The 16,459-nt window shown below is 63.0% G+C and carries 17 protein-coding genes; 6 read left to right on the forward strand and 11 right to left on the reverse strand.

Going from position 1 to position 16,459, the window contains the following annotated elements; all coding sequences use genetic code 11:
- Nucleotides 1–9 precede the first annotated feature (9 nt).
- Nucleotides 10–525 carry a peptidoglycan-associated lipoprotein Pal gene (gene pal, locus RAM60_RS00515; RefSeq protein WP_200982172.1) on the forward strand — a complete coding sequence of 172 codons (516 nt, stop codon included), beginning with the start codon at nt 10–12 and terminating at the stop codon, nt 523–525.
- An 83-nt stretch (nt 526–608) separates the two neighbouring features.
- On the opposite strand, the gene RAM60_RS00520 is transcribed toward pal, so the two are convergent.
- Nucleotides 609–758 (reverse strand): hypothetical protein, encoded by a 150-nt coding sequence (locus RAM60_RS00520; protein ID WP_369026033.1) that lies wholly within the window; start codon nt 756–758, stop codon nt 609–611.
- Nucleotides 759–913: 155 nt separating this feature from the next.
- On the opposite strand from RAM60_RS00520, the gene RAM60_RS00525 reads away from it, so the two are divergent.
- Entirely contained in the window at nt 914–1,447 is a 534-nt protein-coding gene (locus RAM60_RS00525; RefSeq protein WP_369026032.1) for a J domain-containing protein, read from the forward strand.
- 123 nt (nt 1,448–1,570) lie between these two features.
- Nucleotides 1,571–2,908 (forward strand): DUF418 domain-containing protein, encoded by a 1,338-nt coding sequence (locus tag RAM60_RS00530; protein WP_369026031.1) that lies wholly within the window; start codon nt 1,571–1,573, stop codon nt 2,906–2,908.
- 6 nt (nt 2,909–2,914) lie between these two features.
- On the opposite strand, the gene RAM60_RS00535 is transcribed toward RAM60_RS00530, so the two are convergent.
- Entirely contained in the window at nt 2,915–3,700 is a 786-nt protein-coding gene (locus tag RAM60_RS00535) for an SDR family NAD(P)-dependent oxidoreductase (protein ID WP_369026030.1), read from the reverse strand.
- A 106-nt stretch (nt 3,701–3,806) separates the two neighbouring features.
- Between RAM60_RS00535 and RAM60_RS00540 the strand changes: the two genes are divergently transcribed.
- A complete protein-coding gene (locus RAM60_RS00540) occupies nt 3,807–4,085 on the forward strand; it encodes a PilZ domain-containing protein (RefSeq protein WP_343072302.1) in 279 nt (92 codons plus the stop codon).
- Here RAM60_RS00540 and RAM60_RS00545 read toward each other — a convergent pair.
- The 4 genes from RAM60_RS00545 to RAM60_RS00560 form a co-directional block, all read right to left on the reverse strand.
- Nucleotides 4,082–5,002 (reverse strand): ATP-grasp domain-containing protein, encoded by a 921-nt coding sequence (locus RAM60_RS00545; RefSeq protein ID WP_510640395.1) that lies wholly within the window; start codon nt 5,000–5,002, stop codon nt 4,082–4,084. The genes RAM60_RS00540 and RAM60_RS00545 overlap by 4 nt on opposite strands.
- Nucleotides 4,999–6,261, reverse strand: a complete 1,263-nt coding sequence (locus tag RAM60_RS00550) for a cystathionine gamma-synthase family protein (RefSeq protein WP_369026027.1) — start codon at nt 6,259–6,261, stop codon at nt 4,999–5,001. Before RAM60_RS00550 ends, RAM60_RS00545 begins: the two co-directional genes overlap by 4 nt.
- Nucleotides 6,262–6,426: 165 nt before the next feature.
- Nucleotides 6,427–7,836, reverse strand: coding sequence for an SLC13 family permease (locus RAM60_RS00555; RefSeq protein WP_369026026.1), 1,410 nt, complete (start codon nt 7,834–7,836; stop codon nt 6,427–6,429).
- 86 nt (nt 7,837–7,922) lie between these two features.
- Nucleotides 7,923–9,080 (reverse strand): DUF547 domain-containing protein, encoded by a 1,158-nt coding sequence (locus tag RAM60_RS00560; protein ID WP_369026025.1) that lies wholly within the window; start codon nt 9,078–9,080, stop codon nt 7,923–7,925.
- 290 nt (nt 9,081–9,370) lie between these two features.
- Here RAM60_RS00560 and RAM60_RS00565 point away from each other — a divergent pair, with 290 nt between their 5' ends.
- Nucleotides 9,371–11,296 carry a S9 family peptidase gene (locus tag RAM60_RS00565; protein ID WP_369026024.1) on the forward strand — a complete coding sequence of 642 codons (1,926 nt, stop codon included), beginning with the start codon at nt 9,371–9,373 and terminating at the stop codon, nt 11,294–11,296.
- Here RAM60_RS00565 and RAM60_RS00570 read toward each other — a convergent pair.
- The 3 genes from RAM60_RS00570 to pdeM form a co-directional block, all read right to left on the reverse strand.
- Nucleotides 11,293–11,883, reverse strand: a complete 591-nt coding sequence (locus RAM60_RS00570; RefSeq protein WP_369026023.1) for a hypothetical protein — start codon at nt 11,881–11,883, stop codon at nt 11,293–11,295. The two genes, RAM60_RS00565 and RAM60_RS00570, sit on opposite strands and share 4 nt — an antisense overlap.
- A 71-nt stretch (nt 11,884–11,954) precedes the next feature.
- Nucleotides 11,955–12,473 carry a translation initiation factor IF-3 gene (gene infC / locus RAM60_RS00575; protein WP_200982185.1) on the reverse strand — a complete coding sequence of 173 codons (519 nt, stop codon included), beginning with the start codon at nt 12,471–12,473 and terminating at the stop codon, nt 11,955–11,957.
- A 135-nt stretch (nt 12,474–12,608) separates the two neighbouring features.
- Nucleotides 12,609–13,310, reverse strand: coding sequence for a ligase-associated DNA damage response endonuclease PdeM (pdeM, locus tag RAM60_RS00580; RefSeq protein ID WP_369026022.1), 702 nt, complete (start codon nt 13,308–13,310; stop codon nt 12,609–12,611).
- Between the two features lie 44 nt (nt 13,311–13,354).
- On the opposite strand from pdeM, the gene hemF reads away from it, so the two are divergent.
- A complete protein-coding gene (hemF, locus tag RAM60_RS00585) occupies nt 13,355–14,212 on the forward strand; it encodes an oxygen-dependent coproporphyrinogen oxidase (protein ID WP_369026021.1) in 858 nt (285 codons plus the stop codon).
- On the opposite strand, the gene RAM60_RS00590 is transcribed toward hemF, so the two are convergent.
- Nucleotides 14,209–15,423: a cytochrome P450 gene (locus tag RAM60_RS00590; protein WP_369026020.1), complete on the reverse strand. Its 1,215-nt coding sequence runs from the start codon at nt 15,421–15,423 to the stop codon at nt 14,209–14,211. The genes hemF and RAM60_RS00590 overlap by 4 nt on opposite strands.
- 102 nt (nt 15,424–15,525) lie before the next feature.
- Complete coding sequence (locus tag RAM60_RS00595; protein ID WP_369026019.1) at nt 15,526–16,395, reverse strand: glycoside hydrolase family 16 protein; 870 nt, start codon at nt 16,393–16,395, stop codon at nt 15,526–15,528.
- Between the last annotated feature and the right edge of the window lie 64 nt (nt 16,396–16,459).

Raw genomic sequence — 16,459 nt, forward strand, 5'->3', positions numbered from 1 at the left:
GACAGCCCTATGAATACCCGTATCGCCACCGGCCTGATGCTTGCATCGACCATTGCCCTTGCCGCCTGCCAGAAGAAGGCGCCGGCAGAGCTTCCTCCCGCGCCCGAGGCCACTTCGACTCCGGCGCCGTCATCGACCGAGCCGATGGGGCCCGGTGTCGGATCGCAGCAGCATTTCGTCGATGCCGTGGGCATGGCGAACACGGTCGTCTATTTCGACACCGATCGCTTCAATATCGATTCCGAAGATGCGGCGAAGCTGCAGACGCAGGCCGGCTACTTCGGTCAGTACCCGCAGCTGAACTTCACCATCGAAGGCCATGCCGACGAACGCGGCACGCGCGAGTACAACCTTGCGCTGGGCGAACGCCGCGCCAATGCGGCGAAGAACTACCTCGTCTCGGTCGGCATTCCCGCGAACCGCATTCGCGTGGTCAGCTATGGCAAGGAACGCCCCGTGGCCCTCGGTTCGAACGAATCCGCCTGGGCGCAGAACCGCCGCGCTGCGACGATCGTCATCAACTGATGCGAAAAGGGGCTCCCGCATCGCGGGAGCCCCTCATGTCGATCGCCTCTTGGGACAGTCCCTAGGGACTTTGGGGGGGAGGGTCAGCGACCGACAGTAAGTTCGAACAGCGGGGCCTTGCCTGCCGTGTGCGACGCGTCTTCCTTCGGGGTAATGCCGAAGGTCGCGATCATTGCAAATGCAGCCATGCTCAGCACGGCGACGGATGCGGAAAGGGTCAGTTGCTTGCTCATCGTCTCAACCTCTGGTCGGCGCCTTTAGCGCGTAACCGTTAACTGGTAGTTGCAGTGCAACATTTCAATATGAAACTGGTTCCCCAAGCTTGCACGAATTTCCAGCACGCCTAGATTGACCGCCATGCCCGCCCGACAAACGACATGTGACTACCTTGCCCAAGCCTAGCCGTTCGATGGACTGGGGCTTCCCGCGGTGGCGGGGCTACGGCTCGTCGCGCGAGGCGACGCAGGTCCGCATCTGCGACCGTCATGGCTGTGACGAGCCTGGCAATTGCCCGGCACCCAAAGCACCGAACAGCCGCGAACGCTGGTATTTCTGCCAGAAGCATGCGGCCGAATACAATTCCAAGTGGGACTATTTCGAGGGTCTCGACAAGGCCGAGCGCGAGGAACGTGCCAAGGCCGAACGGAGCGAAAACGCCGGTTATGCCGAAGCTCAGCACTATGGATGGGCCGGCAGCGGCGATGGTTCGCGAAGCCGCGATGAAATGCGTGCGCTAGATGTGCTCGAACTCGAAGCCGACGCCGATTTCGTTGCGATCAAGAAGGCCTGGCGCGAAAAGGCCAAGACTGTCCACCCGGACGTGAAGCCGGGCGACAAGGAAGCGGCGGCCGAATTCCAGAAACTCCAGGTCGCCTACGAAGTCCTCAAGGCGGCCGAAGAAAGGCGTGAGTGGCGCGGCTGAGGGCGCCAATTTGCCACCAAGCCGGAATTCGCATACCATCCACCCGCGGCCTTGGGGGACCGGGGACATGGCCGCTGGGCAGACGGGTCGTGGCCTGATCAACCCTCGGGGAGGAGACTCCCTATGCCTGAACTAGCTGCGCCTGTTGCCAAGGCGGATCGCATCGATTCACTCGACATACTTCGCGGGATAGCCGTCTTCGGCATCCTGCTGATGAACATTTCCGCCTTCGGCCTCGTCTGGCAGGCCTATGGCAATCCTTATGCCGCTGGCGGGTCGACAGGGCTCGACCTCAAGCTGTTCGAGATCATGAACGTCGGGTTCGAAGGGACCATGCGCGGCATCTTCTCGATGCTGTTCGGCGCCGGGATCGTCCTGATGGCGGAACGACTGGAGAAATCCGGCGGTGCCCTCAGCGCGGCAGACGTCCACTTGCGGCGGATGAGCTGGATGATGCTGTTCGGTGTCATCCACTGGGGCCTGCTGCTGTGGACCGGCGAGATCCTGTTCGCCTATTCGCTGTGCGGCTTCGTCCTTTTCGCTTTCCGTAAGATGGACCGCCGGCTTCAGCTGGGGATCGGTATCGCCGCGCTCTGCATCGCCGGCATCTACAACAACTGGCATTATGGCGAGGTGCGCGAAACCTATGCCGCCGCAAATGCGGCCGAAGCGGCGAAGGCCAACGGCGCTGCCCTCGATTTCGGCCAGCAGCAGGCGATTTCCGAACGCGATGAACTGGTAACGCACCAGCAGCCGAACGACCTGACCAACCAGATGTTCGAGGGCTGGCACGAAGGTAGCTACATCGACGCGGTGAAGGGCCAGTGGGACTTCAGCTACGAGTTCCAGTGGGTCGGGATACCCTACTGGCTCCTGCTCGACATGATCCCGTTCATGCTGATCGGCATGGCATTACTGAAATACGGCGTGCTCTCGGCGCAGCTGCATGTGAGGCACTACGCCATCATGATGGTCGCGGGATACGCGGTGGGCATCTCGCTGGGCCTCTACGAACTCGGCATTCTCAAGGCGGGAGCCTATTCCACCCTTGCCGCCGAAGAAGCCAACCGGACCTACCAGATCAGTCGCTTCGCCATGGTCGTCGGGCACATCGGGCTGATCCTGTCGGTTGTTAAGGCGGGCTGGCTCCGTTGGCTGCAACGCGGTTTCGCGGCGGCCGGACAGATGGCACTGTCGAACTACATCGGCCAGACGCTGATCTGCACGACGCTGTTCTACGGCTTCGGCTTCGGCCTGTACGGTGAACTCACGCGCTCGCAGCTGTATCTCCTCGTGCTCACGATTGCCGTCGTGGAGATGACGATCTCCGTCATCTGGCTGAGGAACTTCCGCTTCGGCCCGCTCGAGTGGGTATGGCGGTCGCTGACCTACTGGAAGCGCCAGCCCATGCGGCTCGGCGGCGGATCGGCACCGACCGATCCGACGCTCGCACCCGCCTGAAGCCGGTCAATTGCGCTCGATGGCCGTGGTGGGATTGTCGTTCCACCACGGCACGTCGCGATAGGGACGGATATCCGCTTCAAAGGTCCAGGCGCTGCGCGGCTGGTGGGCGATATGCCAGTAGGTCTCTGCTACGGCGGCGGGGTCGACGAGGCCATCCTCGCCCTTGCGGTCCTTGAACGCGTCCCAGCGGTCTCCGATCATCTTTCCCAACGTATCCGGCGCATCGACGGCTGCGTCGATCAGGATGTGGGCGACATGGACGCCCTGGGGCGCGAATTCGGCATTGAGGCTCTGGCACAGCATGCGCCGACCGCCCATCGCCGCCGCATGGCTCGCCTGTCCGGAGTTGCCCCGCACAGCTGCGGTTGCCGAAGTCACGAGGAAGGCGCCCCGGCCTCGTTCCGCCATGCGCGGTAGTAGAGCGCGGGCGAGGCGATAGGGCGCGAATGTGGCAAGCCGCCAGCCGAGCTCGAACATTCGCGGAGTGGTCTCGGCGAGCGGGCGATTGCCGATCTGCGCGCCGAGGTTGAACAATGCCGCCTCGATCGGACCGATCGCGCGCTCGACGTCGTCGACAAGGTCCTCGATCGTGTCAGGCAGCGAGGCGTCGATCAGTCTCCCGCTGGCGCTGCCGCCATCCGCCACTATGCCATCGACAAGGCGCTGGAGACCTTCGTCGTCCGACCGCCGCGCCAGGACTGCATGATATCCGCCAGCTGCGAAGCGCCGTGCGGCATGTCCGCCGATCCCGGCGCCGGCGCCGATTACTAGGAATACTTTTTCCGCCATGGCAATTTCTCCGCCGGGCGGTCCGATAATCCGCCAAAGTCTAATTGAGACAATCCTAATTCTGTGCAAAGCCTCGGGAGGTCGCACAAGAAACAGGGTAGCCTTAATGGACCTGCGTGGGACAGATCGAAAACCTTCCAACCTTGTTCTGGAATGTGTTGTGCTCGGCCGTACGGAGCGAGCGATCCTGTGCGATGTGTCACCAACCGGGTGCCGGATAGAGATGTTCGACGGGGTAGTGCCCCAGCGCGGGTCGACGATAGTTTTCGAAGTGAGGGACCCGATCTACTTTGCCGGCGAGGTCGTCTGGGTCAGCGGCAATGAGGCAGGGGTTCGCTTCACGCGGCCACTTTCGCCAGAGGTGAGCAACGCACTCGAACTCTAGGCTCGGTTCGGCGTGGCGTCGCCAAGGCGCTTTGTGATCGCTCTTGCCATTCGCTGGCCAAGACCCGGTCCCTGTTCGGGATAGAGGTACGGCTCGATCATCTCGGCCTCCATCACCGCCAGCTCGCCCGAGGGCAGGCGCGCCATGTCGATGCGGCAATACAGGGGCGCAACAAAGGGAAGGGCGGCGACAACCGATTGCGCGGTGGCGAGGTCTGCGGCTGTCGGGTTGTAGTCGTGTTCGCTGCCGCCATAAAGCGACTGGATACGGTATTCGCCTTCAGCTGCACGCTTGAGAACCGCATGGCTGAAATCGCCATCGACGAAGAGGAAAGTGAATTCGCCTTCCTCCGGCACGCTGGCGAGGAAGGGCTGAACCATGCAGGGTCGCCCCATCTGCCAACCGTGATCGGGCAGGGTTTCCCGGGTGAAGCGGAACTGGCCCATGCCGCCCGCGCCGACCTGGCGCTTTACCACCACGCCATCGCAGCTGAACTCGTCCATCGCAGCGAGCACGCCTGCGCGATCGAGGTCGTCTCGCCAAAGGGTCGGGATGGTGGAGACACCGCGCGCCGCCAGTTCGCGCAGGTAACCCTTGTCGAGGTTCCAGCGCACCACTTCGGGCGGGTTGTGAACGGCAATGCCGCGCGCGACCAATGTATCGATCCGGGCGAGGAACTCCTGCGGATGGTCCTGGTAATCCCAGGACGAGCCCAGCAACACCATCGCCATCCCGTCGAAATCTTCGAGCGGCGAACGCCAGTCGAGCTCGACGAGGTCCAGTCCCGCCGCCTCGAACGCCGGACGCAGCGCGGCGACCTCGAGATCGTGCTCGAAGGCATCGCCGCGCCGCTCCGCCGCCCCGCCGAGATCGGGGGGCAGTGTTTCTGCACAGGCAAGGAAGCCGATGCGGGTCAGACCGCCTCCAGCGCCTGTTCGAAGTCGGCGATGAGGTCGTCCGGATCCTCGATGCCGATGGAGATGCGGATGAGGTTGTCGCCGATGCCCAGTGCGGCCTTGCGCTCGTCGGGCACGGAAAGGTGGGTCATCGACGCCGGGTGGCTGGCCAGCGTCTCTGTGCCGCCGAGGCTGACCGCGAGCTTGGCGATCTTGAGGCTGTCGAGGAAGCGGAAGCATTCCGCTTCGCCGCCCTTGAGCAGCAGCGAGAATGTCGATCCGGCACCAAGGCAGTGGCGATCGTAGATATCCTGCTGGCGTGCGTCCTTGATCATGCCGAGATAGCCGAGGCCTTCGACCTTGGGATGCTTGGCAAGGAAGGCACAGACCTTCTCGGCATTCTCGCCCGCGCGCTGCATCCGCAGTTCGACCGTCTCAAGGCTGCGGCAGAGCATCCAGGCGGTGTTCGGGTCGCAGATGCCGCCCATGGTGTTGCGGAGCATGCGGACGGGATCCATCCACTTCTTCGCCCCGGCGATGGAACCTGCGACGAGATCCGAGTGACCGCCGACATACTTTGTCAGCGAATAGCAGACGATGTCCGCACCGTGTTCCAGCGGACGCTGCCACAGCGGGCCGAGGAAGGTGTTGTCGATCGAGATCGGGCATTCAAGGCCCGCGGCATCGACTGCGGCGCGCACCGCCTGGACGTCGACCAGCGCGTTGGTCGGGTTACCCGGGCTTTCGAGATAGACCATGGCGACCTTGCCGCCCTGCTCGTCGGCCTTGGCTTTGGCCTTCGCGAGCACCGCATCGATTTCCTCGCGCGTCGCACCGGCGGGAAAGTCGATATAGCTCACGCCCCAGCGCGACATCCACTTGGCGACGAAGCCTTCGGTCGCGGCGTAGAGCGGCCCGGAGTGGACGATCACGTCGCCTTGCTGGGCGTAGGTCAGTAACAGGACACAGATCGCGGTCATGCCGCTGGAGAAGCTCAGCGCGTCTTCCGCGCCATCCCAGATCGACAGGCGGTCTTCGAGGATTTCCTGGTTCGGCGCGTTGAAGCGCGAATAGACGAGGCCGTCCGCGCCGCCCGGGCGCTTGCCGGTGATGCCTTCGAAGTGGCGCTTGCCGTCGGCGGCGCTCGGGAAGGCGAATGTGCTGGTGAGGAAAACCGGCGGCTTGAGGCTGCCTTCGGACAGCTTGGGGTCGAATCCGTGGCCCATCATAAGCGTGCTGGGCTTAAGCGGGCGGCCATTGATCTTGGTGACGTCGCTCATCTGGCGAGCATCCTTCCTTTTGCGACGCCCCCAGGAAGGCGGGGGCTGGTGCGGTTGCCGGGGCACCCGTTCCTAACCTCCGCAGGAACGCCTCTCCGCCGGTCGCCGATTGTGCCGCTCCCTTTATGTCGCGGCGGGGTTGGTTTCAACTGCGACGAATGGTCCCTACACGACCGCGCGCATCACCCAGACTACGCCGACCAGCAGGAGGATGCCGAAGAGGTCGAGCAGTAGGCCCGCCTTGACCATGCGCTCGATGCGGATGCGGCCCGTCGCCCAGGCAATCGCGTTGGGGCCGGTGCCCGCAGGCAGCATGAAGCCCCAGCTCGCAGCGAGCGCAGCAGGCATGGCGAGAAGCAGCGGATCGGCTCCCAGCGCAACCGTCAGGCTGGCGACGACCGGCACGATGGCGCTCGCTGTCGCGACATTGCTGGCGAATTCGGTGATGAGGACGACCAGCGCCACCACGGCAATTGCGACCACGACCAGCGGCAGCGCCTCCAGGGGCAAGAGCATCTGGCCGAGCCAGTCGGCAAGGCCGCTCTTGCCCATGCCGGCCGCTAGGGCGAGACCGCCGCCGAACATCATGATGACGCCCCACGGGGCGCGGTCCGCTTCCTCCCAGGTCAGCAGGGGGCGCCCGGTGCCGTCCGGCAGCAGGAACAGCGTAAGGCTGGCGATGATGGCGATTGTGCCGTCGGTCAGCGATCCTTCCGGGAGCAGGGGCTCGATCCATAACTGACCGAGCCAGGCTACGAAGGTAATTGCGACCACGGGAACGAGGCGTTTCTCGGGCAGGGTCCATGCCGAGTGGGTGTCGATGGCCGCCCGCGCTGCGGCGACATCGAAGGGATGGTCCGCCACCTGCTGCACGCGACCGACGATGGAAGCTGCCAGCGGGATACCGATGACGACCAGCGGCAGGCCGAACGCCATCCACTGCACGAAGGTGATGCGCACACCGATCAGCTCGTCAAGCAAGCCAACGGCGATCGCATTGGTCGGAGATCCAACGATGGTGCCGAGCCCGCCGATGCTTGCAGCAAATGCGATGCCCATCGGGAGAGCGCCGGAAAGGCCGTCGGGGTTTGTGGGATCCGCCCCCCCTCCAGCCAGCACTGCCAGGGCCATCGGCATCATGATGAGTGCGGTGGAGGTATTGGAAATGAGCATCGACAGAATGCCCGCGCTGGCCATGAAGGCCAGCAGCAGCCCACGCGGCCCGACCTTGTTGCCGGTAGCCTTGAGTATGCCCAGCGCCAGCCGCTTGTGCAGCCCGGTCCGCTCGATCGCCAGCGCGATGAAGGCACCACCCAGGAGCAGGAAAAGGATGTCGGAGTAATAAGCCGAGGCGGTGTCCTTGGCGCTCATGACCCCGGCGAAGGGCAGCACGAGGAACGGCATGAGCGCGGTCGCGGTCAGCGGCAGCGCCTCGGTCATCCACCAGGCGGCCATCAGCACGACGAGGCCGGCTGTCACGAATGCCTCGCGGGACATGCCCGCAGGAAGCGGCGCGAAGATGCTGACCGCCAGCGCCATGCTGCCGATAAGAAAACCGATACGCCCTGCTGTCATTCCCGTCCCTGCCTCTCAGCCGAGGGCAGGAACTACCATCGCAGGAGAGTAAGGCCAATCATGGCCGCGCCACGCGCGGGGGATAGCTATTTGACTTCGGGATCCGCTTCGTCGGACGAGACTGCCGGACCGCCGTTTTGCGGAATAATGATCACGCGACCGGTAAGCTGGCCCTCTCGGCGCAGCTTTTCGAACTTGTCGTACCGTTCGCTCAGCAGCCGGGCAATCGATGGGGTGATGCGAGTACGCTGCGCTTCGCCATCGGTCTCGATATAGGAATAGGTCGGCTCACGATCGCCAGCTGCAAGGTCGGCGACAATGCCTTCATACTGGTTGACCTTCACGTTGGGCTTCGCGGCGACGAGCTTGGCAACGTCTTCAGCCGCATGAGTGGCAAGGTGAGCCTTGAGGTCGGCGCCCATTTGCGGGAAGTAGAAGGGAGCGGCTTCTTCGTAGATCCTCGAGACCAGCAGGTCGTCTCCGAAGGCCTCTACCCCGCGGAGCGAGTTGACGAATTCCTGGCCCGAGAACGTCAGCAAATCTCCGACATTGTCGCTGGTGAAGGCGCGCGGCTGGATCGACGGGCCGCCAACCTCACCGCGGAAAAAGCCGTAAATCACATTGGCATCGCGCCAGTTGGGAAAGACGATTTTCGTGCGGATGTCTTTCGGGCTCATGGCCACGCCTGCAACGGTGACGACGGGGCTGTCGTCCAGCCCGGTTCCATCCGCGCCAAGCTTCATGCGTGACGGATACTGCACGGGATAGTTGCGCGCGATTTGCTCGATCACTGCAACATTATGGAGGTTGATCCAGTAGGAAAGCTGTTCGTTTCGCGGCAGTGTCGCGATCTCGAGTTCGGCCCCGAGGCGTTCGAGGTCCTCGCGATACGCAGTCAGCGGCGTGATCGCGTCCTCGTCGAGATATTCGAAGACGATCCGGTTACCTTCGAGCCGTACGCGGGAGTCGTGGCCGTAGGTCATCCGCGTGCCCATGCCTGCGGAGGGCTTGCCCATTCCCTGGCGCGTGGAAGGCCCCATGCGCAGCACCATGTATTTCAGCGCGTCGTCGAGAAACGAATAATCGACTTTTGTTTCCTTGCCCGAAGGCTGCGGCACGAAGCGGTCGAACGCCTGGTCGCGCGTTGCTTCGGACGAAGGCGCATTGGGGGTTTCTGCCTGCAGCGGTGCTGACAATGCCAGCGCCGTGGCCGCGCCAAGAAAGGCAATCGAACGAATAGTCATTTCCCAATCCCTGCAAAAGTCCGGAGGTTCCGGATTCATTTGGCGATTAGAGTAATCGCATCTAGGTTTTGTCGAACATTACAGGACGATGGCTGGTGTCTCAATGTGTCCTGCCGATTGTCACATGGTGTTCGTCGATGGGGACCGGGCCCACAAGTCGATCATCGAAAAGGGAAAAGGGCAGCTGCGGGAGATGCAGCGGCTCCGACGACTGCAAACGGTAGGGGTTGCTGAACATTGCAATTCGCCATATCGAAGGTGTATTAGTTGAATCATACAGGAGGGATGCCGTGATCCGTACGCTGACCCTGCTTGCCGCCGCTTCGCTGACTGCCCTTGCTGCGCCCGCCATGGCCCAGGCCCACGACCACAAGGGCCACTCCGAAGCGAGCGAAGCGGCCACCTACAGCGCTCGCCAGTTCTTTGAATCGACGTCCTATGCGGTCGGCTCGCCCAATGGCTACAACTTCTCGCCCGATGGGAAATACGTTCTCGTTACCAGCGATGCGACAGGCGTGTTCAATGTCTACCTGATGCCGGTGAAGGGCGGTGATCCGATCGCGCTGACCACATCGACCGACGATGCTACCTTTGGGGCCAGCTTCTTCCCCAGCGATGGCCGTATCCTCTTCACTGCCGACAATGGCGGCGACGAGCTCAACCACCTGTTCGTTCGTGCGGAGGATGGCACGGTCACCGACCTTACTCCGGGCGAGAAGGTCAAGGCTGGCTTCGCCGGATGGAGCAGCGACGGTAAGACCTTCTACGTCACCACCAATGAACGCGATTCCGCCGCCTTCGACCTCTATGCTTATGACGCGACGAGCTACGAGCGGACCCGGGTGTTCACTAACGAGGGTGCCTACTCGGTCGAAGACGTTTCGGGCGACGGGCGCTGGGTAGCGCTGTCGAAGGCCATTTCGAGCGCGAACAGCGATCTCTACCTCGCCGACCTTCAAACCGGAGAGCCCAAGCTGATCTCCGAGCACGAAGGCAATGTCAGCCATGGCGTATATTCCTTCACCCGCGACAATGCTGCGCTAATCTATGCAACCGACGAGCATGGCGAGTTCAACCAGGCTTGGCGCTACGACATTGCCAGCGGTGCCAAATCGCCCGTGATCGAAGCCGACTGGGACGTCGCCTTTCTCCAGTATTCGCCTAGCGGCCGCTACCGGGTCAGTGCGATCAATGCCGACGGACTGAACGTCCTGTCCATCCTTGATGGGAAGAGCGGCAAAAACGTAGAACTGAAGGGCTTGCCTGAAGCCATGCTGGCATCGGTACGCTTCGACCCGGGCGAGAAGAACATTGCCTTCATCGTCACCTCGGACACTTCGCCCGCGGACGTTTATGTTGCCGATCTCAAATCTGGAAAGACGACGCGGCTGACCCACGCCCTCAATCCCGCCATTCGCGAGGCCGACCTCGTCACGGCAACCGTTGCACGTTTCTCGAGCTACGATGGCCTGGAAGTGCCGGGCATTCTTTACCGACCGAAGAACGCCAGCGCCGACCATCCGGTCCCGGCGATCGTCATGGTCCACGGCGGACCGGGTGGACAGAGCACGCGCGGTTACAGCGCCATGATCCAGCACCTCGTCAACAATGGCTATGCTGTCTACGCGATCAACAACCGCGGCTCGTCCGGTTACGGCAAGACCTTCTTCCACATGGACGACAAGAAGCACGGCGACGTCGACCTCAAGGACGTGGTCGCGTCCAAGGGCTTCCTCCAGGGACTGGACTGGGTAGCAAATGACCGGATCGCGGTGATGGGCGGCTCCTACGGTGGCTATATGACCGCCGCGGCACTGACATTCTACCCGGAAGTGTTCGATGCCGGCATCAATATCTTCGGCGTCACCAATTGGGTGCGCACGCTCAAGTCGATCCCGCCGTGGTGGGGCAGCTTCCGCGATGCGCTGTATGACGAGATGGGGGACCCCGCGACCGACGAAGAGCGCCATCGCGCGATCTCGCCGCTCTTCCACGCATCGAACGTGACCAAGCCGATGCTGGTGGTGCAGGGAGCGAACGATCCTCGCGTCTTGCAGGTCGAAAGCGACGAACTGGTCGCTGCGGTCAAGGCCAATGGCGTGCCGGTCGAATACGTGCTGTTCCCGGACGAAGGTCATGGCTTTCGCGGCAAGGAGAACCGGATCACCGCGTCAGAGGCCTATCTCAAGTTCCTCGACGCGCACATCGGGCGTTAGTGGACCCAGTCGAGCGCTACGCTGTCGATATGCCAGCGTAGCTGCTCGGCACTCGCTCCCGGAACATCGTTGACGCGGCGCAGGACCACCGGCCCCTCGTAACGGACTGCTCGGCCATCCTTGTCGGTGCCGGTGATGCTTGCCTGGCTCGTGTAGTAAGATGAACCGGCGGCACCTTCCATCGTGCCATCGGGCACGGCGACCGTGATCTTGTCGAGATCGGCGAATAGCCTGGTCCACGCGGGCTTGGACCACTTAGCACGATCCGTGTCGCTCATCAGGGCCCAGGCCTGGTCGAATTCGCGCAACTCGATCGCGCGGGCCCACGACAGCAGGACGTTGCGCGCGCCCTTTACTGTCCTTTCGGCTTCCGGCGTGAGCGCGGCGGGAGTGAGGTCAGGGTAGCCGTCGTTCGTCGCGTCGCCTTCCATTGGCGGGGGACCTCCGATCGGCGGAGGTGGTGGCGGCAAGCCGTCGTCGGCGTTGCCAGGCAGGTCAACGGTCTGCGTCGGTGTGCTATCTTCGGTGGGCTGCGAACAGGCAGTGACGGCGAATAGCGCCAGCGCGCTCAGAATTCTGCGATCCATGAAACGAGAAACCGGGGAAGCGCGTGTCGCGTTCCCCGGTTTGTCGAAACTGCGGTGCGAGCAGGACGCGCTTACTTGGGCGCGAGCACCATGATCATCTGGCGACCCTCGAGGCGCGGGAAGCTTTCGACCTTGGCCAGTTCTTCCATGTCTTCGCGCACGCGGTTGAGCAGGTCCATGCCGAGCTGCTGGTGCGCCATTTCGCGACCGCGGAAGCGCAGGGTGAGCTTCACCTTGTCGCCATGCTCGATGAACTTGTTCACGTTCTTCATCTTCACATCGTAATCGTGGTCATCGATGTTCGGACGCATCTTGATCTCTTTGATTTCCTGCGTCTTTTGCGTCTTGCGTGCGAGGTTCGCCTTCTTCTGCGCCTCGTAGCGATACTTGCCGACGTCGAGGAACTTGCACACCGGCGGGTCCGCATTGGGGGACACTTCGACGAGGTTGAGGCCAAGCTCGTTGGCCTGCTCGATTGCTTCGCGGGTGTACATCACGCCGAGGTTTTCGCCTTCGTGATCGATCACGCGGACCTTCGGCACATTGATCATGTTATCGTAGCGCGGGCCACTCTTGATGGGCATCTGCATGCTACGGCGGGGTGGACGTGATATGGGGCATTCTCCTTTGGTGGCCTTAATCGGACACGCGCATGTAGGCATTCTTGCGCGGATTCGGAAGTGTGTTGTGCGCGTGGGGCGCAGAATCGCCGCCGGGCGTTGCGCCTATGCCGCCTGCCACAGCGGGAAGCGGGCGAGCTTTCCGGCCGCCGGGACTACCGCATCGATGCGGTTCGCCGGCTGCAACGCGTTCAGGATTGCCGGATCAGCCGCGTTCATTCCGCCGGTGTAGGCGCCGAACGCAGGAAGGATCATTCGCCCGCTTGGTCGCCCGTCGGCCCCTTCGTTGGCGCTCACGACGGCGCAAGGACGCCGGATGCTGCGGTCGCGCACCTTGACCTGGAGGCGCGGATGGTAGTGACCCGAAAGTTCAGGCCGCGTCTCTCCGCGCTTCGCCTGGTGGCGCAGGATGACCCCGCCGATCTCGATCTCCTCGGCCAGCGTGCCGCCGCAGCGGGTCTCCATGTGCGGATCGTGGTTGCCCGTGATCCAGAGCCAGTCAACGGCGCTGGTCAGCGCGTCGAGCATTCCGGCAGCATGCGGTTCGAGCCGCGCGGACCCGTCCGAATCGTGGAAATTGTCGCCCAGCGTGATGACGCGCCGCGCGCCCGTCTCGCGGATTGCCAGCGCCACCCGTTCCAGCGTCTCGCGACTGTCGTAGGGCGGGACCATCTGCCCGTGACGCGCGAAGAAGCTGCCCTTCTCAAGATGCAGGTCGGCAACCAGCAGCGCGCGTTCGCGCGGCCAGTAGAGTGCACGGCCTTCGGTGAGGAACCATTCCTCGTCTGCGAACGAAAGGGGAACCATGGCTCGCTATTGCCCTTCGCCCGCACGCTTGGCAAGGGGGCGATATGACCGAGCTCACCGACAAGACCCAAGCCGCACGCCACTGGTTCGAAAGCCTGCGCGACCGCATCTGCGCCGAGTTCGAAGCGATCGAGCGCGAGGCGGGGTCGGACGCCACCTTCCGCTACACGGAGTGGCAGCGCCAGGAGGAAGGCAATGCGGATCCCGGCGGGGGCGTTCAGGGCCTGATGAAGGGAAAGGTTTTCGAGAAGGTCGGGGTAAACGTCTCGACCGTGCGCGGCAATTTCGCGCCGGAGTTCGCGGGGACCATCAACGGCGCGAGTGCGGAGAACCCCGGCTTCACGGCCACCGGCATCAGCCTTGTTGCGCATATGGCGAATCCGCATGTGCCCGCCGTGCACATGAACACCCGCTTCCTCACGACGGGAAAGGCGTGGTTCGGCGGGGGCGCGGATCTCAACCCGCCGATACCCTATGCCGAGGATACGGAAGAATTCCACGCGCGCTTCCGCGCCGCCTGCGCCGCGCACAACCCGACCTATTACGAACGCTTCAAGAAGTGGGCGGACGACTACTTCTTCATCCCGCACCGCGGCGTCCATCGCGGTGTGGGCGGCATCTTTTACGATCACCTCGAATGCACTGACGATGCGGCATTCGAGCGCAACCTTGCCTTTACGAAGGACGTGGGCGAAGCCTTCCTCGACATCTTCCCGAAGCTGGTCCGCCGACGCATGGCGAGCGAATTCACGCCCGAGGAAAAACTCACCCAGCTCGAATGGCGCGGCCGCTATGCCGAATTCAACCTCGTCTATGACCGCGGCACGCTGTTCGGCCTCAAGACCGGCGGCAATATCGATGCCATCCTTATGAGCCTGCCGCCCGAAGCGGTTTGGAGCTAGCCGACATTCACCAGTAACTCGCCGTAGCCGTTGAAGCCGGGCGCGATCTTGCGCACGGGCTCGGCAGCCAGCGAGAGGTTCGGGAAGCGTTCGAACAGTAGGGGGATCGCGACCCGCGCCTCCATCCGCGCCAACTGGGCACCGAGACAGAAGTGCACGCCGCCACCGAAGGCATGGTGGACCGGCTTGTCCCGGGTGATGTCGAACCGTTGGGCATCGGGGTTCAGTTCGGGATCCCGGCCAACCGACTGGAGCGCGGTGAACATGACCTCTCCCTTCGGAATCAAGGTGGCTCCGATGGTCATGTCTTCGGGCGCGATCCGCGAGCTGGCGGTTACCGGGGGGTCGAAGCGCAGGACTTCCTCGACCATATTGGCAGCCAGGTCTGGTCTTTCGTGCAGGAGCTGGCGCTGGTCGGGGTGGTCGATCAGCAATCTGATCGCATTGCCGATGAGATCGGTCGTGGTGATGTTGCCTGCCACCAGCAGCAGGTTGCAGGTCACCTTGATTTCCTGGTCGGAAAGTCGGTGATCGCCGTCTGCCGCAGCGATCATGGCCGATATCAGATCGTCCCGGGGATTGAGCCGCCGTTCCGCGATCTGCCTTTCGAAATAGTCGAAGAGCTCGTTCTGCGAACGGAGCATCGCTTCCTGCTGTTCGGCAGTCAGCATCGGATTGAATGCATTGTCGGAGGTGCGCGACCAGGCGATGAAATCTGCCCGGTCGGCAGGGTCGACGCCGAGAATTTCGGCGATGATGATGATCGGCAGGGGCGACGCGTAAGCAGCAATGGCGTCGAACCGATCCCTGCCCTCGAGGGCGTCGAGCAGTTCGTTGGCGACTTGGGCGATGTGCAGCGAAATGTCGTTGATCGATCTCTGGCTGAAGGCCTGGGCCACCAGCGAACGCAGCCGGTGATGGTCCGGATCGTCGAGAAACAGCATCGACTTGATGAAACCTTCGCGCTGGGTCTGCAGCTTGGCGATCGTGCCCTGATTGGCGCGGTCGGGATCGAGCAGCAGCGCACGGTTACGCAGGACCGCTTCGATGTCCTTGCCGTTGGTCAGGAAATACCGGCCGAACTGCTTGTCGTGGTGCACCGGGCATTCGGCACGAAGCCGCGCGTGGACGCTCTCTGCATCCTCGCGATAGGTGTGGTCCAGCGATGTCAGCTGGATACCGGTCGGCAGGTTATTCGCTTCGTCGCCCATGTCCGCTCTCCCAGAACATCGACGCGACCCGGATTGTGGGCAAAAGGCTACAGCATGGGCGGGGGACTGCCAAGCCGGACGGGACCTGCTCCCGGGCGGCGGTCACTCCGGCGCGTAGATTCTCACCCAGTCGACCAGCATCGCAACCGTCCCGGTTTCGACCTTCGCGACCGTTTCTTGCGGTACGCCGTTGTACGGCGCCTTGATGCCGTTGGTCTTGAACGGATATGCGCCGCCCATCGCGAAATTAAGGATGATGTGCTTGGGATTGTCGAAGCGCCACTTGCCGTAATTCTCGACCATCGGACGCGTCACGCGATAAGTAACCTGGCCATCGATCTCGAAGTCGATCTGGTTCTCTTTCCACTCGACCGCATAAGTGTGCCACTGGGTCACATCGACGCCCTTGGGAAAGAAGTACTTGTCGACCAGCGGCGTCTCGCCCGAATAGCCGGGACCGTGGAGGGCAACCCCGACCCAGTCCTTTTCGCCAACGAACTCCATGATGTCGATCTCGCCCGTGTCGGGCCACTTGCCGTTGCCCAGCAGCCAGAAGGCAGGCCACACGCCTTCGGCATCGGGCATGCGGATGCGCGCCTCCGCGCGGCCATAGGTGAAGTCGAACTTGTCGCGGCTGTCGATCCGGCCGCTGACGAAGGGGGCCTTGCGCGTCGGGTGCGGGTCGATGCCCGGAAGGTGCTGCGGGCGGAGCATCAGCACGCCACCGTCCGCCCCGGCGATGCCATCCACGATGGCGATGACGCCCGGATCGTCGATGTAGGCCTGCTGCTCGTTGTTGACCCAGAAGTCGGGCCCGATCACATTCCACTTCGTCCTGTCGAGGGACGCGCCATTGAACTCGTCAGCGAATATCACCGGGCGATCGGTCGGCGACGAACCCGTCTCGTGCGCGCTCGCCGGATTCACGGCTGCAGCAGCAAGGATCAGGCAGGCAAGGGCGCGAAACGTCATTCTGGCTCTCCCGACAAGCGACTCTCCGGCCGCTATGAGAACGTTATCATGCACATCGGCAGGC

The sequence above is a fragment of the Qipengyuania sp. RANM35 genome, from assembly GCF_041021145.2.
GTDB lineage: Bacteria > Pseudomonadota > Alphaproteobacteria > Sphingomonadales > Sphingomonadaceae > Qipengyuania > Qipengyuania soli.